This window comes from Streptomyces sp. NBC_00005 (assembly GCF_045160215.1).
Lineage (GTDB): Bacteria > Actinomycetota > Actinomycetes > Streptomycetales > Streptomycetaceae > Streptomyces.
The window spans coordinates 3,756,122-3,778,082 of record NZ_CP108316.1; the positions used below are offsets into that span (position 1 = coordinate 3,756,122).

Below are 21,961 nucleotides of genomic sequence, written 5' to 3' on the forward strand. Positions count from 1 at the left end.
GACCCCTCGAACGCGCAGGTCGTAGGACCAGCGGCCGATTCCGTTCCGGCCAAAACTCGGTGGGCGTTGTCAGTGCCGGTCCGTAGGCTCACAGCTGATGGCCACGACACCTGCAACCACCAAGGAACCCGGAGACACCACCGACCGATCCGCCGTACGCACGCTGCTGCGCCTGTGGCCGTACGTACGGCCCGTGCGGGCGCGGCTGTTCACCGCCGCGTCCGTCGCCGTACTCGCCTCGTGCGCGGGGCTCGTCATCCCGCTCGTGCTGAAGTGGATGGTCGACGGGCCGGTCGCCGACCGGGACCCCGCGGGAGTGTGGCTCGGGGCGCTGTACCTGCTGCTCCTCGGGTTCGCCGAGGCCCTGCTGTTCGGGCTGCGGCGGTGGCTGGTGGCGCGGCCGCTGTCGAGCGTCGAGGCGGGGATGCGGGCCGATCTGTACGGGCATCTGCAGCGGCTGCCGGTCGCCTTCCACGACCGGTGGGCGTCGGGGCAGCTGCTGTCGCGCGGGACGACGGACCTGATGCTGGTGCGCATGTTCCTCGCCTTTCCGCTGACGTTCCTGCTGGTCAACGGGGTGACGATTGTCGTCGGCGTGGCGATCATGCTGTTGCAGGACTGGACGCTGGGGCTGGTGATCCTGGGTCCGGCCATCCCCGTGATGGTCACGTGCGTGATCTTCGAGAAGCGGTACGCCCATGTGGCGCGGCTCGCGCAGGACCAGGTCGGCGATCTGACGACGGTCGTCGAGGAGAGCGTGCTCGGGATCCGGATCATCAAGGGGTTCGGGCGGCACCGCAGTCAGGCGCGGGCGTTCCGGGAGCTGACGCGGACCCTGCGGGGGACGGAGCTGCGCAAGGCGGGGCTGCTCGCCACGATCTGGGGCGTCATCGTGACGCTGCCGGAGGTGGCGATCGGGGCGGCGCTGGTGCTCGGCACGGTGCAGGTGGCCGATGGTGCGCTGTCCGCCGGGACGCTGGTCGCCTTCCTGTCGACGGCCCTCGCGCTGCGGTGGCCGGTGGACTCGATCGGCTTCCTGCTGGCGATGAGCCAGGAGGCGGCGACGGCCACGGAGCGGTACTTCGAGGTGATGGACGAGGAGCCCGAGGAGGCGACAGCCGCGGGCAGTCGCGGCGCCGGCTCAACGGGCGTCAAGGACAACGGACTTCGCTTCCACGACGTCCGGTTCCGCTACCCCGACGCCCCGGCCGGCTCCCCACCCGTCCTCCACGACATCGACCTGCACATCCGCCCCGGCGAGTCCATGGCCCTGGTGGGCGCCACCGGCAGCGGCAAGACGACCCTGACCGCCCTCGTCCCCCGCCTCCACGAGGTGACGTCGGGCCGCATCACGCTGGACGGCGAGGACATCGCCGGGATGCCCCGGGAGGCGCTGCGCGCCCTCGTCGCCGTGGCCTTCGAGGAGCCCACGCTCTTCTCCGCGAGCGTCGGGGACAACGTGCTCATGGGGGCCGACGACAGCGCGGGCGCAGCCGAGTTGAACCGCGCGCTGGCCGTCGCGCAGGCGGACTTCACGCACGCGCTGCCCCAGGGCACGGACACCCAGGTCGGCGAGCAGGGCCTCAGCCTCTCGGGCGGGCAACGGCAGCGGCTGGCGCTCGCCCGAGCCGTCGTGGGAAGACCCAGGTTCCTCGTCCTCGACGACCCCTTGTCCGCCCTGGACGTGCACACCGAGGCCGCGGTCGAGGCCGCGCTGCGGGACGTGCTCACGGACACGACCGCCCTCATCGTGGCGCACCGCCCGTCCACGGTCCTGCTCGCCGACCGGGTCGCCCTGCTGTCCGGCGGCCGGATCACCGCCGTGGGCACGCATCACGAACTGCTGCGCACGAACGCCGAGTACGCCCACCTGATGTCCGGCACCGGGGAAGCGGAGGACGACCGATGACGGCCACCACCACGTCCGTCCCCGCGGCGGACGACGAACCGGACCTGCCCCGCCCGAAGGGCGCCGAGGACCCCTTCGACAAGGACGTCCTGCCCACTCCCCCGGGCGCCACCGCCACCCTGCTGCGCTCGCTGCTCGCCCCGATGAAGGCCCGTGTCGCGTTCACCAGTTTCCTGCTGCTGCTCCAGCAGGCGGCCGTCCAGGCGGGCCCGCTGCTGGTGGCGTACGCGATCGACAGCGCCGTACCGGCGTTCCGGGACCAGCGCCACGGCCCGTTGATCGCGGTGGCCGTCGGCTATCTGCTGTGCGCGCTGGTCTCCGGCGGGCTGCAGTACGCGTTCATCATCGCCTCCGCGCGCGTCAACCAGGACGTGCTGCTCGACCTGCGCGGCCGTATCTTCCGGCATGCGCAGGCGCTGAGCATCGACTTCCACGAGCGCTACACCTCGGGCCGGCTGATCTCCCGCTCGACGACGGACGTGGAGTCGCTCAGGGAACTGCTCAGCGAGGGCCTGCAGGAACTCGTCACGGTCATCCTCTCGTTCGTCTACATCTCGGCGATGCTGCTCTGGCTGGATCCGGGCCTCGGCGCCGTCGCGGTGGTGTCCTTCGTGCCGCTGTACCTCCTCGTACGGGTCTACCGGCGGCGCGCGGTACGGGTGTACCGGCTGCGATCGACCGCCATCGCCTCCGTCATCGTCAAGTTCGTCGAGACCATGAACGGCATCCGGCCGGTGCGCGCCTTCCGTCGCGAGGCCGCCAACGACGCCGACTTCCGGGTGCTGAACCGGCGGCACGAGCGGGTCAACGGCGACGCCCTCCTGGAGATGGCCCGGTATGTCGTCGGCTCCCGGCTGGTCGCCAACACGGCCGTCGCGGGGATCGTGCTGTGGGGCGCCTACCGGGTTGCGGGCGGCTCGCTCGAACTGGGCGTGCTGGCGGCAGCGGTCCTCTACCTGCGCCGCCTGTACGACCCCATCGACCGGCTCGGTATGTTCCTGAACTCGTACCAGTCGGCGGCGGCATCCCTGGAGAAGATCGCCGGGCTGCTCGCGCAGACGCCGACGGTGCCGGAGCCGTCAAGTCCCGTGGAACTGCCCGCACTCGAGAGCGAGCACCCCGGCCGCGAGGTCGTCTTCGACGGCGTCCGCTTCGGCTACCGCACCGGCGGCGAGGTCCTGCCCCGCTTCGACCTCACCGTCCCCGCCGGGCAGACGGTCGCGGTGGTCGGCTCGACCGGCGCCGGTAAGTCGACGCTGGCCAAACTCCTCGCCCGCTTCTACGACCCCTCCGACGGCCAAGTCCTGCTGGACGGCGTCGACCTGCGCGAGCTGGCCGTGCCCGAACTGCGGCGCGGGGTGGTGATGGTGACGCAGGAGGCGTTCCTGTTCTCCGGCACGGTCGCCGAGAACATCGCCATCGGCCGCCCGGAGGCGACCCGCGAGCAGATCGAGGGGGCCGCGAAGGCGATCGGCGCGCACGACTTCATCGAGGCGCTGCCCGACGGGTACGACACGGACGTACGCAAGCGGGGCGGCCGCATCTCGGCCGGGCAGCGCCAACTCGTCGCCTTCGCCCGTGCGTTGCTCGCCGACCCGGCCGTGCTGATCCTCGACGAGGCGACCAGCTCCCTCGACATCCCGGGCGAACGGGCCGTGCAGCGGGCGATGTCGACGGTGCTGCACGGACGTACGGCGGTCGTCATCGCGCACCGGCTGTCGACCGTCGAGATCGCGGACCGGGTACTGGTCATGGAGCACGGGAGGATCGTGGAGGACGGCAGCCCGGCCGAACTCGTCGCGGGCACCGGGCGGTTCGCGGATCTGCACCGGGCGTGGCGGGACAGTCTGGCGTGACGGCGGGCACAGGAGGCGGGGGCTGATGATCGACGCGTACGAGGATCCGGGCGAACCCGACCGTCGTGGCGGCGGGCGCTATCTGTGGTGGCTGGTCCGCTGTCAGCCCGGCCGGTCGCTGGCCGGCGCGGTGCTGGGCAGCGTGTGGATGGTGCTGCTGGCGGCGACGCCGTATCTGCTGTCCCGGGCGATCGACGACGGTCTGGAGCCCGACGACTATCCGGCGCTGGCGGGCTGGACGGCCGCGCTCTTCGGGGTCGGCGCGTTCAACGCCTGGCTGAGCATCATGCGGCACCGCACGATGACGCGGGTGCGGATGGACGCCAACTTCCGCACGGTGAAGGTGGTCGTGGGTCAGGCGGTCCGGCTGGGAGCCGCGCTGCCGCGCCGGGTCGGAGCCGGGGAGGTCGTCACCATCGGGGTGGGCGACGTGCAGACGATCAGCCAGTCGCTGACGGTCGTCGGCCCCGGGGTCGGCGCGGTCGTCGCGTATCTGGCGGTCGCCGGCCTGCTGCTGGCGATCTCCCCACTCATCGCCGCCGTGGTCCTGCTCGGCATCCCCCTGATCGTCGTCCTCGTAGGGCCGTTGCTGGCCCGGCTGCAGGGCACGGAGACCGAGTACCGGGAACGGCAGGGCGTGCTCACCGCGCGGATCGCGGACCTCGCGGGCGGGCTGCGGGTCCTCAACGGCCTGGGCGGCAAAGGGCTGTTCGCCGACGCCTTCCACCGTGACTCGCAGCGGCTGCGCCGGCAGGGCTACCGGGTCGGGGCGGTGACCAGCTGGGTCCAGGCGCTCGGGGTCGGGCTGCCGACCCTGTTCCTCGCGGTGGTGACCTGGCTGGCGGCGCGGCTCGCCGCCCAAGGGTCCATCAGCATCGGCGAGTTGGTCTCGGTGTACGGCTATGTGGCGGTACTGGTAGGGCCGGTGGCCTTCTGGGTCGAGTGCGGGTACCAGATCAGCCGCGGGCTGGTGGCGGCCCGGCGGGTCGTACGGTTCCTGCAACTGGAGCCACTCGCCGACACCGGCGTCCGGGACGCCCCCGCGGAACCATCGGTCCTGCACGACCCCGAATCGGGCGTACGGATACAGCCGGGCCGCCTGACCGCCCTGGCCTGCGCCCACCCGTCCGACGCGGCAACGGTCGTGGACCGCCTCGGCCGGTACACCTCGTCGAGGGCGACCTGGGGCGACATACCGCTGGACGAGATCGCCCTGCCCCAGGTCCGGGCAAGAATCCTGGTGGCCGACCACGAGGCAGACCTCTTCGCAGGAATACTGCGCGATGTGATCGCCGGTGCAGCAGCGCCCTTCAGGGGCGCGGGGCTGTGTGAACATGCGGCTCCGCCGCGGGGCGCGACCAGCCACAACAAACCCGCAGCCGCCCGACAAGAACCCGAGGCACCCTCTGAGGCGCACCTGTCCGCAACCCTGCACGCAGCCGTAGCCAACGACATCGTCCAGGGCCTGCCGGACGGCCTCGACTCACCCATCGACGCCCAGGGACGCAACCTCTCCGGCGGCCAACGCCAACGCATCCGCCTGGTCCGAGCCCTCCTCACCGATCCCGAGATCCTCCTCGCCGTCGAACCGACATCGGCCCTCGACGCCCACACCGAAGCCCTGGTCGCCCGGCGCCTGCGGGACGCGCGGGAGGGCCGTACGACCCTGGTCACGACCACCTCACCGCTGGTTCTCGACCAGGCGGACACCGTCTACTACCTGGAAGAGGGCAAGGTCGCAGCCGTCGGCGGACACCGCGAACTGCTCGACGGCGAGCCGGGATACCGCGCGCTGGTGGCCCGGGACGCGGACGAGACCGCCACCGAGGAGGCCGTACGGTGACGGCACATCACCTCCCCGTCGCCGGACCCGCCGACGTCCGCCGGGCCGTGATGCGCCTGGTGCGGGCCGACCGACGGGCCTTCGCCGCCGTACTGGCGCTGAACGCGCTCGCCGCAGCGGCCGGGTTGGCCGGCCCCTGGCTGGTCGGCCGGATCGTCGACGAGGTGCAGAACGGAGACGGCGTGAGCGCCGTCGACCGGCTGGCACTGTGGATCCTGCTCTGCTCACTGGCCCAGCTGATGCTGGCGCGCTGGGCGCGCTACGTGGGGCACCGGTTCGGGGAACGGACCCTGGCCCGCGTACGGGAGCAGTTCGTCGACCGGGCGCTCGCGCTGCCCGCGGCGGTCCTGGAGCGGGCGGGCACCGGCGATCTGACGGCGCGCGGCACGGCGGACGTGGCCATGGTCGGCACGACGCTGCGCGATGTCGGCCCGGAGCTGCTCATCAACACCGTGCAGGCGGTGTTCCTGCTCGGTGCCGTCTTCGCCCTCGACCCGCTGCTCGGCGCGTGCGGTCTGCTCGGGCTGATCGGCATCTGGTGCACGCTGCGCTGGTATCTGCGCCGGGCCCGCGACGGCTACCTCGCCGAGGGCGCCGCCACCTCCGACGTGGCCGAGATCGTCGCGGCGACGGCGTCCGGCGCCCGCACGGTCGAGGCGCTGCGGCTGGAGCGGCGGCGGATCGCGGCGAGCCGGGACGCGCTGGAGACGTCCCGGCGCACACGGCTGTACACGCTGTTCCTGCGCACCGTGTTCTTCCCGGCGGTGGAGGTCTCCTACCTCGTCCCCGTCGCGGCCGTCCTGCTGGTCGGCGGGGTGCTGCACGGGCAGGGCACGCTGAGTCTGGGCGCGGTGGTGGCGGCGGCCCTGTACCAGCAACGGCTGAGCGGACCGCTCGACGAGATCCTGATGCGGATCGAGCAACTGCAGAGCAGCGGCGCCTCGTTCGCCCGCGTGGAGGGCCTGGCCCGGGCACCGCGGGCCCGGGAGGCCGAGTCGCCCACGCCGGCCGACGACCGGATCGACGTGACCGGGGTGCGGTACGCCTACGACCGTGGCGGCGAGGTGCTGCGCGGGGTCGACCTGACCGTACGGCCGGGCGAGCGACTGGCGGTCGTGGGCCCCTCCGGCGCCGGGAAGACCACGCTCAGCCGGCTCCTCGCGGGCGTCGACGCGCCGACGGAGGGGACGGTGACGGTCGGCGGGGTGCCCGTGGTCGGCCTCGGACCCGAGCAGCTGCGCCGTCAGGTCGTGCTGGTCACCCAGGAGCACCACGTGTTCCTCGGCACCGTCCGCGAGAACCTGCTGATCGCCGAACCGTCCGCCACGGACGAGCAGTTGTGGTCCGCCCTCACGGCGGTCGGCGCGGAGGACTGGGTACGGGAGCTGCCGGACGGCCTCAACACCCGGCTCGGCGACGGCGGTTCGCGTACGGACGGCTCGCAGGCCCAGCAACTCGCCCTCGCCCGCGTCGTCCTGGCCGACCCGCACACCCTGATCCTCGACGAGGCCACGGCGTTGCTGGACCCGACGACGGCCCGGCACACCGAGCGCGCCCTGGCCGCCGTACTGGAGGGCCGCACCGTCATCGCCATCGCCCACCGTCTGCACACCGCCCACGACGCGGACCGCGTGGCCGTGATGGAGGACGGCCTCCTGACCGAACTGGGCACGCACGACGAGCTGGTGGCGGCCGAGGGGGCGTACGCGGCGCTGTGGCACACCTGGCACGGGGAGCCCTCCTGATGGTGCCGCCCGACCCGCGCCACGGGTCCGCATACCGGACATGAACATCCGGACAACGAACCATTTCCGGCCAACTTCCTGACGCGCCCCTGACAGAAAGCGCCATCCGGTGCCAGGCTTCCCACGGCCGCTTCACAGCAACCCCACAGTTATGCCGCTGTGTCGTCACACGGCCGCGTGCACCTGGTTCTGCATTGGTTCAGTTCTGCCCAGCTCTGCCCGGACGGTCGACCCACCGTCCGGATCTCCCCCTGGCCGCGCAATCCGCGGCCATGCAGAAGGAGTCAGTGTTGAGACGCAATTCCTCTCGCAGACGCACCTCCCACATCCTCGCCGTCGCCGGCGTCACCGCCCTGCTCGCCGCGGCCGTCCAGTCGGGCGCCGCGTCCGCCGTCCCGGACAAGACACCGTCGGCCGCGGGCAAGGCGAATCCGGCCCACGCGGCCGTCAAGCTCACCCCCTCCCAGCGCGCCGAGCTGATACGCGACGCCGACACCGCCCGCGCGCAGACCGCGAAGGACATAGGTCTCGCCGCCAAGGAGAAGCTCGTCGCCCGTGACGTCGTCAAGGACGCCGACGGCACCCTCCACACCCGCTACGAGCGCACCTACGACGGCCTGCCGGTCCTCGGCGGCGACCTGGTCGTCGACACCGCCAAGTCGGGCGCCACCAAGGGCGTCATCAAGGCGACGAACGCCGCCATCAAGGTCTCCGACGTCACCCCGGACATCACCAGGGCGGCCGCCGAGCAGCAGGCCGTGAAGCGCGCAAAGGCCCTCGGTTCCACCAAGGCCACCGCCGACATCGCGCCGCGCAAGGTGATCTGGGCGGCGAACGGCAAGCCGACCCTGGCGTACGAGACGGTCGTCGGCGGCCTCCAGGACGACGGCACGCCGAACCAGCTGCACGTCATCACCGACGCCGCCACCGGCAAGAAGCTCTACGAGTACCAGGGCATCGAGAACGCGACCGGCACCGGCAACACCCAGTACAGCGGCACGGTCCCGCTGACGACGACCCAGTCGGGCTCGAACTACACGCTGACCGACGGCGACCGCGGGGGCCACAAGACGTACAACCTGAACCGCGGCACGTCCGGCACCGGCACGCTGTTCTCCCAGACCAGCAACACCTGGGGCAACGGCACCACATCGAACGCGGCGACCGCGGGCGCCGACGCGCACTACGGCGCCGCGGAGACCTGGGACTTCTACAAGAACACCTTCGGCCGCTCCGGCATCAAGAACAACGGCGTCGGCGCCTACTCCCGCGTGCACTACGGCAACTCGTACGTGAACGCGTTCTGGGACGACGGCTGCTTCTGCATGACGTACGGCGACGGCTCCGGCAACGCCGACCCCCTGACCTCGCTCGACGTCGCCGGGCACGAGATGAGCCACGGCGTCACGTCGAACACGGCCGGCCTCAACTACAGCGGTGAGTCGGGCGGGTTGAACGAGGCCACCTCCGACATCTTCGGCACCGGCGTCGAGTTCTACGCCAACAACTCGTCCGACGTGGGCGACTACCTCATCGGCGAGAAGATCGACATCAACGGCGACGGCACGCCGCTGCGCTACATGGACAAGCCCAGCAAGGACGGCTCGTCCAAGGACAGCTGGTACTCCGGTATCGGCGGCATCGACGTGCACTACTCCTCGGGCCCCGCGAACCACTTCTTCTACCTGCTGAGCGAGGGCAGCGGCGCCAAGGTCATCAACGGCGTCAGCTACAACTCGCCGACGGCGGACGGGCTTCCGGTCACCGGCATCGGCCGGGACAAGGCGCTGCAGATCTGGTACCGGGCGCTGACCACGAAGTTCACGTCCACCACCAACTACGCGGCCGCCCGCACCGGAACGCTCGCGGCGGCGGGTGAGCTGTACGGCACGACGTCCACCGAGTACAAGGCGGTGCAGGACGCGTGGGCGGGCGTCGCGGTGGGTGCGCGCTCCGGTGGCGGCGGCGGTGGCGGCACGTCCTTCGAGAACACCGCGGACGTGTCGATTCCGGACAACGGGGCGGCCGTGACCTCGTCGGTCACCGTGTCCGGCCGGACCGGCAACGCCCCCTCGAACCTTCAGGTTTCGGTCGACATCGTGCACACCTGGCGCGGTGACCTGGTGATCGACCTGGTGGCCCCGGACGGCTCGACGTACCGCCTGAAGAACTTCAGCTCCTCCGACTCGGCGGACAACGTCAACGAGACCTACACGGTCAACGCCTCCTCCGAAGTCGCCAACGGCGCCTGGAAGTTGAAGGTCCAGGACCAGGCGGCGCAGGACACCGGCTACATCAACAGCTGGAAGCTCACCTTCCCGTAGACCGGCCCCGAGGGTCCCAAGTCAGGGCGCCGCCCCGGTGGTTCGACTCCCCGGGGTGGCGCCCTCTTTTTGCCGCACACATACCAGCCACTGGTTTGACCTTTACCGAGGTCAAGTCCGTTTACATTCCGGCAATGTTCACCCGGGAGTCGATTTTCGGCCAACATCACCAGGGGGTCATGACATGTACGCGCCCCCGGTGCCACTCTTCCTCACAACCGCCGCACAACTTCACAGCAAATCCGGCCGGGCGCCCCACGCCGTGCCGGACTCCCCCACCACAAGGAGCTTGTGTGACCCCCCTCTACGCGCGTCACAAGCGTTCGACCCTGGCCATAGCCACCGCTGTCGCAGCCGGCGCCCTGCTCACCACCGGTCTGACCGCCGGTTCGGCCGCCGCCCAGATCCCGGTGGACTCCGCGGCCAAGACGCCGCTCGCCGCCGCGCCCGCCGCGCTGTCGGACGCCGCCCGCACCACGCTCATCAAGAAGGCCCAGGCCGACGTCGCCGAGACGGCCCAGAACATAGGTCTCGGCGCCAAGGAGAAGCTCGTCGTCAAGGACGTCGTCAAGGACGCCGACGGCACCGTTCACACCCGCTACGAGCGCACCTACGCGGGCCTGCCGGTCCTCGGCGGCGACCTGGTCGTCCACACCGCGAAGTCCGGCAAGAGCGAGGGCGTCACCAAGGCGACGAAGGCCGCCATCAAGGTCGCCTCGCTGAAGCCGCAGATCACCGCGGCCAAGGCCGAGAAGCAGGCGGTGAGCGCCGCCAAGACGCTGGGCTCCGCCAAGACCGCGGCCGACGGCGCCCGCAAGGTCGTCTGGGCCGGCTCCGGCAAGCCCGTCCTCGCCTACGAGACGATCGTCGGCGGCCTCCAGGACGACGGCACCCCCAACCAGCTGCACGTCATCACCGACGCCGCCACCGGCAAGAAGCTCTTCGAGTACCAGGGCATCGAGAACGCGACCGGCACCGGCAAGACGCTGTACTCGGGCACGGTCAGCCTCACCACGTCCGGGTCGGGCACGTCGTACACGCTGACCGACGCCTCGCGCGGCAACCACAAGACGTACAACCTGAAGCACAGCAGCAGCTCCGGCACCGGCACGCTGTTCACCGACACGGACAACGTCTGGGGCACCGGCGCCGCCTCCAGCTCCACCGCCGACCAGACCGCGGCCGCCGACGCCGCCTACGGCGCGCAGGAGACCTGGGACTTCTACAAGTCCACCTTCGGCCGCAGCGGCATCAAGAACAACGGTGTCGGCGCCTACTCCCGTGTCCACTACGGCAGTTCGTACGTCAACGCGTTCTGGGACGACAGCTGCTTCTGCATGACGTACGGCGACGGCGAGAGCAACACGCACCCGCTGACCTCGCTGGACGTGGCCGGCCACGAGATGAGCCACGGCGTCACCGCCAACACCGCGGGCCTGGAGTACTCGGGCGAGTCCGGCGGTCTCAACGAGGCCACCTCCGACATCTTCGGCACCGGCGTCGAGTTCTACGCGGGCAACGCGTCCGACAAGGGCGACTACCTCATCGGCGAGAAGATCGACATCAACGGCGACGGCTCCCCGCTGCGCTACATGGACAAGCCCAGCAAGGACGGCGGCTCGGCGGACAACTGGTCCTCGGGCGTCGGCAACCTGGACGTCCACTACTCGTCCGGTGTCGCGAACCACTTCTTCTACCTGCTGTCCGAGGGCAGCGGCTCGAAGACGATCAACGGCGTGACCTACAACTCGCCGACGTCCAACGGCTCCACGGTCACCGGCATCGGCCGCGACAAGGCGCTGCAGATCTGGTACAAGGCGCTGACCACGTACTTCACGTCGTCGACGAACTACAAGTCGGCGCGTACGGGCACGCTGTCGGCGGCGTCCGCGCTGTACGGCTCGACCAGCACGGAGTACAAGGCGGTCGCCGCGGCCTGGTCCGCGGTCAACGTGAGCTGACCCGAGGGGGGTTGGCGGGCGGTACCCGGGACGAAGGCATTCCCGGGTGCCGCCCTACTCTTGTGTCCCATGCGCCTGGAGGACTTCACCTACGACGACGTCGGCGGGACCCGCCGCGGCGGGTTCTGCCCGCCCGGCTTCCGCCCCCTGCACGTGCGCTCGCGCATCGGCGAGGGTGAACCCTGCTTCCGCAGAGCGGCCGATGCCGTCCTGACCTGGGAGATGCACCGGGAGCTGGGTGTGGGCATCGACGCGAGCGCGGAGCGGGCCGCCCCGGACGTCGACGTCACCGTCACCCTCGCCGGGGTGATCAAGGCCCCCTGCCGCATCATCTACACGGTCGAGGAGCCCCGCCGCGCCGGCTGGGCGTACGGCACGCTGACCGGACACCCGGAGTGCGGCGAGGAACTCTTCGTCGTGGAGCGCACGGGAGACGGCACGGTGTGGCTGACGGTGTCCGCGTTCAGCCGGCCCGCGAAGTGGTACGCGCGGGCCGGCGGCCCGGCCACGCGGGGGCTGCAGAACGCTTACGCGCGGCGGTGCGGCAAGGTACTTCAGCAGTTGTGTGCGCCGGTGTCCGAGGACTGAACGGGGTTGGTGTGGCCGTACTGGGGGCTGCCGCCCCCAGGCCCCCGCTGTCGGCCTGACGGCCTCGTCCTCAAACTCCCCCAGAGGGGGTACCCCCAGACGGGCTGAATCACCGCATGAGTACTCCTGCCCCCTCCCCCATCTCCTCCGACGGCACCGCCACCAGGCCCAACTCCGCACCGGACGCCAGCAGTCGGTGGGCGGGCAGGATGCGGACCGTGTAGCCGTACGGGCCGGTGCGATCCAGGGAGAGCGGGCCCTCGTAGACCCAGCGGCCCTCCGCGTCGGGGCTGCCCGCCGGCTTCAGCGGGACCGTCGCCGCGTCCGCGATGTGGTCCTCCGGGTCGACGCGGCCCGAGACGACCTGCACCTCCACGTCGTCCGGCCCGAGTTCGCCGAGGCCCACGCGCACGCGCAGTCCGAGCGTGGTGCCGAGTTCCGCGGTGGCCGTGGCGGCAGACGTCTCCACGTGGTCGACGGTGACGTCGTGCCAGGCGGACCGCACCCGTGCCTTCCAGGCCGCGAGTTCGCGTGCGGAGTCCGGGTCCAGCGTGCGGTGCGCGTGGGCGGCCGGGGCGTAGAGGCGCTCGACGTACTCACGGACCATGCGGCCGGCCAGCACCTTCGGGCCGAGCAGGGTGAGGGTCTGGCGCACCATCTCGATCCAGCGGTCGGGCAGGCCGTGCTGACCCCGCTCGTAGAAACGGGGGGCCACCCGCTGTTCCAGCAGGTCGTACAGCGCCTCGGCCTCTATGGCGTCGCGGCGGTCGGGGTCGGTGCCGACGCCGTCCGCCGTGGGGATCGCCCAGCCGAAGTCGGGCTGGAACCACTCGTCCCACCAGCCGTCCAGGACCGAGAGGTTGAGGCAGCCGTTGAGGGCGGCCTTCATACCGGACGTGCCGCAGGCCTCCAGCGGGCGCAGGGGGTTGTTGAGCCAGATGTCGCAGCCCGGGTAGAGCTTCTGCGCCATCGCCATGCCGTAGTCGGGGAGGAACACGATGCGGTGGCGCACGCGCGGGTCGTCGGCGAACCGCACCAGCTCCTGCACCAGCCGTTTCCCACCGTCGTCCGCCGGGTGTGCCTTGCCCGCGACCACGATCTGGATGGGGCGTTCCGGGTGCAGCAGAAGGCTCATCAGACGGTCGCGGTCGCGCAGCATCAGGGTCAGGCGCTTGTACGAGGGGACGCGCCGCGCGAAGCCGATGGTGAGGACGTCCGGGTCCATGACCCCGTCGATCCACCCCAACTCGGCCGTCCCCGCGCCGCGTCCGCGCCAGGAGGCCCGCAGCCGCCGGCGCACCTCGTCCACCAGTTGCTCGCGCAGGTTCCGCCTGAGCTCCCAGATGTCCTGGTCGGCGATGTCCCCCACGGCGTCCCAGCGGTCCGAGCCGCCGACCGTCAGCGCGTCCTCGGTGCGCTGTGCGCCGATCTGCCGGGCGCCGAGCCGGAAGACCTCGGGGGCGACCCAGGTGGGCGCGTGCACCCCGTTGGTCACGGAGGTGATCGGTACCTCTTCGGGGTCGAATCCCGGCCACAGGCCGGAGAACATCTCGCGGCTGACCTGGCCGTGCAGGAGGGAGACGCCGTTGGCGCGCTGCCCCAGGCGCAGACCCATCACGGCCATGTTGAAGAGGTTCGGTTCGCCGCCGGGGTAGGTCTCCATGCCCAGCCGCAGGATGCGTTCGACGTCGATGCGCGGGAGTTCGGCGGCGGCGCCGAAGTGGTGGGCGACCAGCTCGCGGTCGAAGCGGTCGATGCCGGCGGGGACGGGGGTGTGGGTGGTGAAGACGGTTCCGGCGCGGACCGCTTCCAGCGCGGAGTCGAAGTCGAGCCCGCCGTCACAGAGTTCGGCGATGCGCTCCAGGCCGAGGAAGCCGGCGTGGCCCTCGTTGGTGTGGAAGACCTCGGGCGCGGGGTGGCCGGCGAGCCGGCAGTACGTCCGCACCGCCCGGACCCCTCCGATCCCGAGCAGCATCTCCTGCAGCAGACGGTGCTCGCTGCCGCCGCCGTAGAGCCGGTCGGTCACCCCGCGTTCGCCGAGGTCGTTGTCCTCGACGTCGGAGTCGAGCATCAGGAGGGGGACGCGGCCGACCTGGGCGAGCCACACGCGGGCGTGCAACTGCTTGCCGCCGGGCAGGGCGAGGGAGACCTGGGCGGGGGTGCCGTCGGGCTCTTCGAGGAGGGCGACGGGCAGTTCGTTGGGGTCCAGGACCGGGTAGTGCTCCTGCTGCCAGCCGTCCCGGGACAGGGACTGGCGGAAGTAACCGTGCCGGTACAGGAGGCCTACGCCGATCAGGGGAACGCCGAGGTCGCTGGCGGCCTTCAGATGGTCGCCGGCGAGGATGCCGAGGCCGCCGGAGTACTGGGGCAGGGCTGCCGTGATGCCGAACTCGGGCGAGAAGTAGGCGATGGCGGCGGGGAGTTCGCCGGACTGGGCCTGATACCAGCGGTCGCCGCTCACATAGTCGCGCAGGTCGTCCGAGACCTCCGTGAGACGGCGCAGGAAATGGCGGTCCTCGGCCAGCTCCGCGAGCCGCCCGGGCGACACGCTCCCCAGCAGCCGTACGGGATCGCATTCCGAGGCGGCCCAGTGCTCGGGGTCGACGGACTGGAAGAGGTCGCGGGTCTCCGCATGCCAGGACCAGCGCAGGTTGCGGGCCAGATCGCTGAGCGGACGGAGGGGTTCGGGGAGAACGGGTCGGACGGTGAATCGACGGATCGCCTTCACATTCCACCTCGACGCGTGTCGCTGTGCGGACGCACAACTCTGTGCGTCTCGTCGTCAACCTCGACGGTATCGGTGCGGAGGGCTCCGCAACCACGGCACGTCCAAGAGCACAACAGACTCGTACAGAGTCCGGAAAACACCGCAACCTTCACCCGTCCCCCATGGCCGACATGGCCGATTCCGCCCACGTAGGCCCTCTTGTGGGCCTTCTCCACCGCACGAGAGGCTGCCAGGTGGAGTCAACAGGGAGGGGGACTCGACCATGCCACGGACGCGAAACCGGCGTCTGCGCTGGGCAGGGGGCCTGACCGCGGTGGCCTGCGCCACCGCTCTCTCGGCCATCACCATGCCCGCGCACGCCGCAGCGGAAGGGCTGATACTCGGCGCCGGAGAACCCGGCGCCGTCAGCGGAAGTTACCTGGTGACACTCAAGGGGGGAACGAAGGCTCCGTCGGCGACCGGAAAAGACATCGCCGAGAAGTACGGGGCGAAAATAAGCCACACCTACGGCACGGTCCTCAACGGCTACGCGATCAGGGCGAACGAGAGACACGCGAAGCTGCTCGCGGCCGACTCCCAGGTCGCCTCGGTCGCCCAGGACACACGGGTGTCGCTCGACCACACGCAGAAGAACCCGCCGTCCTGGGGCCTGGACCGGATCGACCAGCCGGGCCTGCCGCTGAACAAGAGCTACACCTGGCCCGAGTCGGCGGGCCGCGGGGTGACGGCCTACGTGATCGACACCGGCATCCGCATCACGCACAAGGACTTCGGCGGCCGGGCGAGCTACGGATGGGACTTCGTCGGAAACGACAAGACCGCGTCCGACGGCAACGGCCACGGCACCCACGTCGCCGGCACCATCGTCGGCACGACGTACGGCGTCGCCAAGCAGGCCAAGGTCGTCGCCGTCCGCGTCCTCGACAACAACGGCTCCGGTACGACGGCGCAGGTCATCGCGGGCATCGACTGGGTGACCAAGCACGCGAAGAAGCCCGCGGTCGCCAACCTCAGCCTGGGCGGCTACCACAACGCCCAGCTGGACGCGGCCGTACGCAACTCGATCGCGTCGGGCGTCACCTACGCCGTCGCCGCGGGCAACGACGGCCTGCCGGCCGCGCTCTACTCGCCGGCGGACGTGAAGGAGGCCATCACGGTCGGCGCGACCGACAACAAGGACGCGCGGGCGAGCTTCTCCAACTTCGGCTCGGCCGTGGACCTGTTCGCCCCCGGAGTGTCGATCACCTCGGCCTCCTACGCGAGCAACACCGGCAAGGCGACCTTCTCCGGTACGTCGATGGCATCGCCGCATGTGGCGGGCACGGCCGCGCTGTATCTGGCCGACCATCCGAAGGCGGCACCGGCCCAGGTCTCCAAGGCACTCGTCAGGCTGGCGGTGTCCGGGAAGGTCTCCGGCCGCGGCCTCGGCTCACCGGACGAGCTTCTGCAGGTGCCGGGTTCTTAACACCGCGGTTCCGATACCGGCCCCGTTTGTTCACGAACGGGGTCGGTCTTGTGTGTAGACATACGCGTGAGTAGTTAACAAAGTGCCGGATTGCCCACCCGAATAGGGTGGGAAGGCTCCTCCGGTACACCCTCGGGTACTCCACGGACACACCACGCAGGACCCACCTCCCCACAGCCCATCCGCCCACCCACGTTGACGCGGACAGGAGCGGTCATGCCCGCCACGCACCACTCGTCAGCACCCCCGACGCCCAGCACCGAAGCACCCCCCGTGCGCCCCACCGCCGCCGCACCGCCGGCCCCGGAGCCACCCTCCGCGGGCGAGGCCGCCGGCATCGGGCGCATACCCGTCCTCGACGTCCGCCCGGTCGTCCAGCACGGCCGCAGGCCGGCCAAGGCCGTGACCGGCGAGTCGTTCGAGATCTCGGCCACCGTGTTCCGTGAGGGCCACGACGCGGTCGCCGCCGACGTCGTCCTGAAGGACCCGCAGGGCCGTCCCGGTCCATGGACCCCGATGCGGGAACTGGCCCCGGGCACCGACCGCTGGGGCGCCACCGTCACCGCCGGCGAACCCGGCCACTGGACGTACACCGTGGAGGCCTGGGGCGATCCGGTCACCACCTGGCGCCATCACGCCCAGATCAAGATCCCTGCGGGGATGGACACGGAACTGGTGCTGGAGGAGGGCGCGCGGCTGTACGAGCGTGCGGCCGCCGGGGTGCCGGGTGTGGAATGTGACACAGTACTGGCCGCCGTCGACGCCCTGCGGGACGAGACCCGACCGGCCGCCTCACGCTTGGCGGCGGCGTTGACGCCGGAGGTGGACGCGGTCCTGGCCCGGCATCCCCTGCGTGAGTTCGTCACCGCCTCGCAGACCCTGCCGCTGCTGGTGGAACGCGAACGCGCCCTGTACGGCGCCTGGTACGAGTTCTTCCCCCGCTCCGAAGGCACCCCCACCCAGCCGCACGGCACGTTCCGCACCGCCGCCCGCCGACTGCCCGCCATCGCCGCCATGGGCTTCGACGTGCTCTACCTGCCGCCCATCCACCCCATCGGCACCACCTTCCGCAAGGGCCGCAACAACACCCTCTCCGCCGGCCCCGACGACGTCGGCGTGCCCTGGGCCATCGGCTCCCCCGAAGGCGGCCACGACAGCGTCCACCCCCAACTCGGCACCATCGAGGACTTCACCTGGTTCGTCCAACAGGCCGGCGCCCTCGGCCTGGAGGTGGCCCTCGACTTCGCCCTGCAGTGCTCCCCCGACCACCCCTGGGTGCAGAAACACCCCGAGTGGTTCCACCACCGCCCCGACGGCACCATCGCCTACGCCGAGAACCCGCCGAAGAAGTACCAGGACATCTACCCGATCGCCTTCGACGCCGACCTCGACGGCCTGATCACCGAAACCCTGCGGGTCCTGCGGCTGTGGATGAGCCACGGCGTGCGCATCTTCCGCGTCGACAACCCGCACACCAAACCGGTCCTGTTCTGGCAGCGGGTGATCGCCGACATCAACGCCACCGACCCCGACGTCATCTTCCTGGCCGAGGCCTTCACCCGCCCCGCGATGATGCACACCCTCGGCCAGATCGGCTTCCAGCAGTCCTACACCTACTACACCTGGCGCACCGCCAAGCAGGAACTGACCGCATACCTGCAGGAGCTCTCGGGCGAGGCGGCCGCCTACATGCGGCCCAACTTCTTCGTCAACACCCCCGACATCCTGCACGAGTTCCTCCAGCGCGGCGGCCGCCCCGCCTTCGAACTGCGCGCCGTACTGGCCGCCACCCTCTCCCCCGCCTGGGGCATCTACTCCGGCTACGAACTGTGCGAGAACACCCCCATCAGGGACGGCAGCGAGGAATACCTCGACTCCGAGAAATACCAACTCAAGCCCCGCGACTGGGAGTCGGCCGAACGCCAAGGCCACACCATCACCCCCCTCATCACCAAACTCAACGACATCCGGCGCTCGAACCCCGCCCTGCGTCAGTTGCGCGACCTGCACTTCCATCACGCGGACCAGGACGCGGTGATCGCGTACTCGAAGCGGAGCGGCTCGAACACGGTTCTGGTGGTCGCCAACCTCGACCCTCACCACACCCAGGAGGCCACGGTCTCGTTGGACATGCCGCAACTCGGCCTGGAATGGCACGAGTCGGTGCCGGTGCGTGACGAACTCACCGGCGAGACCTATCACTGGGGCAGGGCCAATTACGTACGCCTACAGCCTGGCCAGGCACACGTGCTTACTGTCGGCCGGGGGTCCGGGGATTGGCCCCCGGATGAGCACAGCACCGTCCTGCGACCGTCCACCCCGCAGATCGGAGGGTCACCCACAACATGATCGTCAACGAACCCGTTCCCGACACCTTCGAGGACACCCCTGCCAAGGACCGGGACCCGGATTGGTTCAAGCGTGCGGTCTTCTACGAGGTCCTGGTCCGTTCCTTCCAGGACAGCAACGGCGACGGCGTGGGCGACCTCAAGGGCATCACCGCCAAGCTCGACTATCTGCAGTGGCTGGGCGTCGACTGCCTCTGGCTGCCGCCCTTCTTCAAGTCACCGCTGAGGGACGGCGGTTACGACGTCTCGGACTACACGGCCGTACTCCCGGAGTTCGGTGACCTCGCCGACTTCGTGGAGTTCGTCGACGCCGCCCACCAGCGCGGCATGCGCGTCATCATCGACTTCGTCATGAACCACACCAGCGACCAGCACCCGTGGTTCCAAGAGTCGAGGAAGGACCCCGACGGGCCCTACGGCGACTACTACGTCTGGGCCGACGACGACAAGCAGTTCCCGGACGCGCGGATCATCTTCGTCGACACCGAGGCCTCCAACTGGACCTTCGACCCGGTCCGCAAGCAGTACTACTGGCACCGCTTCTTCTCCCACCAGCCGGACCTCAACTACGAGAACCCGGCCGTCCAGGAGGAGATCACCTCCGCCCTCCGCTTCTGGCTGGACCTGGGCATCGACGGCTTCCGCCTCGACGCGGTGCCGTACCTCTACCAGCAGGAGGGCACCAACTGCGAGAACCTTCCGGCCACCCATGAGTTCCTCAAGCGGGTACGGAAGGAGATCGACGCCCACTACCCGGACACGGTGCTGCTCGCGGAGGCCAACCAGTGGCCGGAGGACGTCGTCGACTACTTCGGCGACTACCAGAGCGGCGGCGACGAATGCCACATGGCATTCCACTTCCCGGTCATGCCACGGATCTTCATGGCCGTACGACGGGAATCCCGCTACCCCGTCTCGGAAATCCTCGCCAAGACCCCGGCCATTCCCTCCAGCTGCCAATGGGGCATCTTCCTGCGCAACCACGACGAGCTGACCCTCGAAATGGTCACCGACGAGGAACGCGACTACATGTGGGCCGAATACGCGAAGGACCCGCGTATGCGCGCCAACATCGGCATCCGCCGCCGGCTCGCCCCGCTCCTGGACAACGACCGCAACCAGATCGAACTGTTCACCGCCCTGCTGCTGTCCCTGCCCGGCTCGCCGATCCTCTACTACGGCGACGAGATCGGCATGGGCGACAACATCTGGCTCGGCGACCGCGACGCCGTACGCACGCCGATGCAGTGGACACCGGATCGCAACGCAGGTTTTTCATCCTGTGACCCCGGGCGGCTCTCTCTGCCGACCATCATGGACCCCGTCTACGGCTACCAGGTCACCAACGTCGAGGCGTCGATGTCGTCGCCCTCCTCGCTGCTGCACTGGACCCGCCGGATGATCGAGATCCGCAAGCAGAACCCGGCCTTCGGGCTGGGGTCGTACACCGAACTGCCGTCGTCCAACCCGGCGGTGATCGCCTTCCTGCGCGAGTACGAGGACGACCTGGTGCTGTGCGTGAACAACTTCTCGCGTTTCGCGCAGCCGACGGAGCTGGACCTGAGCAGGTTCAGCGGGCGGCACCCCGTCGAGCTGTTCGGCGGCGTGCGCTTTCCGGCCATCGGTGAGCTGCCGTACTTGCTGACGCTCGGCGGGCACGGCTTCTACTGGTTCCGGCTGCGCAAGGACCCCGCGTAGCGCCTCGTAGAACCCGGGGTGGGGCGGTTTCCCCTGTCCCACCCGGGGCACGCATCAGTAACACCCCGACCACCCGGGGAAAGGAATGTGACGCCATGGCGGAATCTGTCACACTTTCCGGCACGACAAGTCCTGGCCTGCTGGCGTCCCTCGATCCACTTCTGCGGGAATGGCTGCCCCGGCAGCGCTGGTTCGCGGGCAAGGGACGTCCGGTCACCGGGTTCACGCTGGTCGCGGCCACCGAGCTGCTGCCGGCCGACGGCAGGCTGGCTCTGTACCACCTGCTGGTGCGCGTCCACCAGCCGATCGCGCTCGGCGCCGAGCCCCGTCCGGGCGACTGCTACCAGCTGTTGATAGGCGCGCGCGAGGCGCTGCCGCCCCGGCTGGCGCCCGCGCTGATCGGACACGTGGAAGAGGGCCCGCTCGCCGGACGCACGGTGTACGAGGCCCTGCACGACCCCCGGCCCGCCGAGGTGCTCCTGGAGGCGATGCGCACCCAGGCCCGCATCGGCGGGCTGCGCTTCGAGCGGGAGACCGCCCAGGAGATCCGGCCCGGTCTGGTGCCGCGCATGGTGACCGCCGAGCAGTCGAACTCGTCGGTCGTCTACGGAGATACGTTCATCCTGAAGCTGTTGCGCCGGATCGTGCCCGGCGTCAACCCCGACCTGGAACTTCCGCTGGCGCTCGCCCACGAGGGCTGTCCCCGGGTGCCCGCGCCGACGGCGTGGCTCACGGCGGAGCTGGCCGGGGAGTCGTATGTGCTCGCCGTCCTCCAGCCGTTCCTGCAGGGCGCGGCGGACGGCTGGGAGCTGGCGCTGCGCGAGCTGGCCAAGGGCGAGGACTTCGTCGCCGAGGCGCGGGCGCTCGGCCGCGCCACCGCCGAGGTGCACACCGCGCTGGCCCGCGCGCTGCCGACGGTGACGCTCGGCCACACCCAGCTGCAACTGCTGGCCGACGGCATGATCGAGCGCCTCGACGTGGCCGCGCAGGCGGTGCCCGCGCTGCGGCCGTACGCGCCCGCGCTGCACTCCGCGTTCTCGGCGCTGGCCGATCTGGCCGCTGAGGGCCGTACCTGGACCGCGCAGCGCATCCACGGCGACCTGCACCTCGGGCAGTGCCTGCGCTCGCCGGCCGGTCAGTGGTGGCTGATCGACTTCGAGGGCGAACCGTCCAAGCCGCTGGCCGAGCGGCGGATGCCGCAGCCGCCGCTGCGGGACATCGCGGGGATGCTCCGGTCCTTCGACTACGCGGCCCACTCGGCGGGACCGCATGCACAGGGCTGGGCCGAGGCGTGCCGGGCCGCTTACTGTTCCGGGTATGCGGAGGTCAGCGGCAGCGATCCGCGCACCGACCCGGTACTGCTGCGCGCCTACGAGACGGACAAGGCGATCTACGAAGTCGTCTACGAGGCCCGCCACCGCCCCGACTGGCTCCCCGTACCGATGGCGGCGATCGAGCGTTACGCCCTGTCCGACCTGACCTGACCTTTGCCGAGG

At 70.4% G+C, this 21,961-nt stretch carries 12 protein-coding genes; 11 read left to right on the top strand and 1 reads right to left on the bottom strand.

The genetic code is table 11. The features are described 5' to 3' along the window. Positions 1 to 97 precede the first annotated feature (97 nt). The 7 genes from OG303_RS17165 to OG303_RS17195 all read left to right on the top strand — a co-directional run bounded on the left by OG303_RS17165 (position 98) and on the right by OG303_RS17195 (position 12,226). Positions 98 to 1,909 carry an ABC transporter ATP-binding protein gene (locus tag OG303_RS17165; RefSeq protein WP_405869259.1) on the top strand — a complete coding sequence of 604 codons (1,812 nt, stop codon included), beginning with the start codon at positions 98 to 100 and terminating at the stop codon, positions 1,907 to 1,909. Continuing rightward, a complete protein-coding gene (locus OG303_RS17170) occupies positions 1,906 to 3,765 on the top strand; it encodes an ABC transporter ATP-binding protein (protein WP_405869260.1) in 1,860 nt (619 codons plus the stop codon). Before OG303_RS17165 ends, OG303_RS17170 begins: the two co-directional genes overlap by 4 nt. Before the next feature lie 25 nt (positions 3,766 to 3,790). Continuing rightward, positions 3,791 to 5,608 (top strand): ABC transporter transmembrane domain-containing protein, encoded by a 1,818-nt coding sequence (locus OG303_RS17175; RefSeq protein ID WP_405869261.1) that lies wholly within the window; start codon positions 3,791 to 3,793, stop codon positions 5,606 to 5,608. A 50-nt stretch (positions 5,609 to 5,658) separates the two neighbouring features. Next, complete coding sequence (locus OG303_RS17180; protein WP_405877316.1) at positions 5,659 to 7,353, top strand: ABC transporter ATP-binding protein; 1,695 nt, start codon at positions 5,659 to 5,661, stop codon at positions 7,351 to 7,353. Positions 7,354 to 7,643: 290 nt separating this feature from the next. Further along, complete coding sequence (locus OG303_RS17185; RefSeq protein WP_405869262.1) at positions 7,644 to 9,677, top strand: M4 family metallopeptidase; 2,034 nt, start codon at positions 7,644 to 7,646, stop codon at positions 9,675 to 9,677. 293 nt (positions 9,678 to 9,970) lie between these two features. Beyond that, complete coding sequence (locus tag OG303_RS17190; RefSeq protein WP_405869263.1) at positions 9,971 to 11,638, top strand: M4 family metallopeptidase; 1,668 nt, start codon at positions 9,971 to 9,973, stop codon at positions 11,636 to 11,638. Between the two features lie 69 nt (positions 11,639 to 11,707). Beyond that, positions 11,708 to 12,226 carry a DUF1990 domain-containing protein gene (locus OG303_RS17195; protein ID WP_405869264.1) on the top strand — a complete coding sequence of 173 codons (519 nt, stop codon included), beginning with the start codon at positions 11,708 to 11,710 and terminating at the stop codon, positions 12,224 to 12,226. A 109-nt stretch (positions 12,227 to 12,335) separates the two neighbouring features. Here the strand turns inward: OG303_RS17195 and OG303_RS17200 are convergent, their stop codons facing one another. Then, positions 12,336 to 14,954, bottom strand: a complete 2,619-nt coding sequence (locus OG303_RS17200; RefSeq protein ID WP_405869265.1) for a glycosyltransferase family 1 protein — start codon at positions 14,952 to 14,954, stop codon at positions 12,336 to 12,338. Between the two features lie 262 nt (positions 14,955 to 15,216). On the opposite strand from OG303_RS17200, the gene OG303_RS17205 reads away from it, so the two are divergent. The 4 genes from OG303_RS17205 to OG303_RS17220 all read left to right on the top strand — a co-directional run bounded on the left by OG303_RS17205 (position 15,217) and on the right by OG303_RS17220 (position 21,949). Beyond that, positions 15,217 to 16,419 (top strand): S8 family peptidase, encoded by a 1,203-nt coding sequence (locus tag OG303_RS17205; protein ID WP_405869266.1) that lies wholly within the window; start codon positions 15,217 to 15,219, stop codon positions 16,417 to 16,419. Positions 16,420 to 16,635: 216 nt separating this feature from the next. Beyond that, the gene (locus tag OG303_RS17210; protein WP_405869267.1) at positions 16,636 to 18,768 is read left to right on the top strand and encodes an alpha-1,4-glucan--maltose-1-phosphate maltosyltransferase; all 2,133 of its coding nucleotides are present in this window, start codon (positions 16,636 to 16,638) and stop codon (positions 18,766 to 18,768) included. Next, the gene (gene treS, locus OG303_RS17215; RefSeq protein WP_405869268.1) at positions 18,765 to 20,465 is read left to right on the top strand and encodes a maltose alpha-D-glucosyltransferase; all 1,701 of its coding nucleotides are present in this window, start codon (positions 18,765 to 18,767) and stop codon (positions 20,463 to 20,465) included. Before OG303_RS17210 ends, treS begins: the two co-directional genes overlap by 4 nt. A gap of 95 nt (positions 20,466 to 20,560) precedes the next feature. Then, complete coding sequence (locus tag OG303_RS17220) at positions 20,561 to 21,949, top strand: maltokinase N-terminal cap-like domain-containing protein (RefSeq protein WP_405869269.1); 1,389 nt, start codon at positions 20,561 to 20,563, stop codon at positions 21,947 to 21,949. Positions 21,950 to 21,961: the final 12 nt, after the last annotated feature.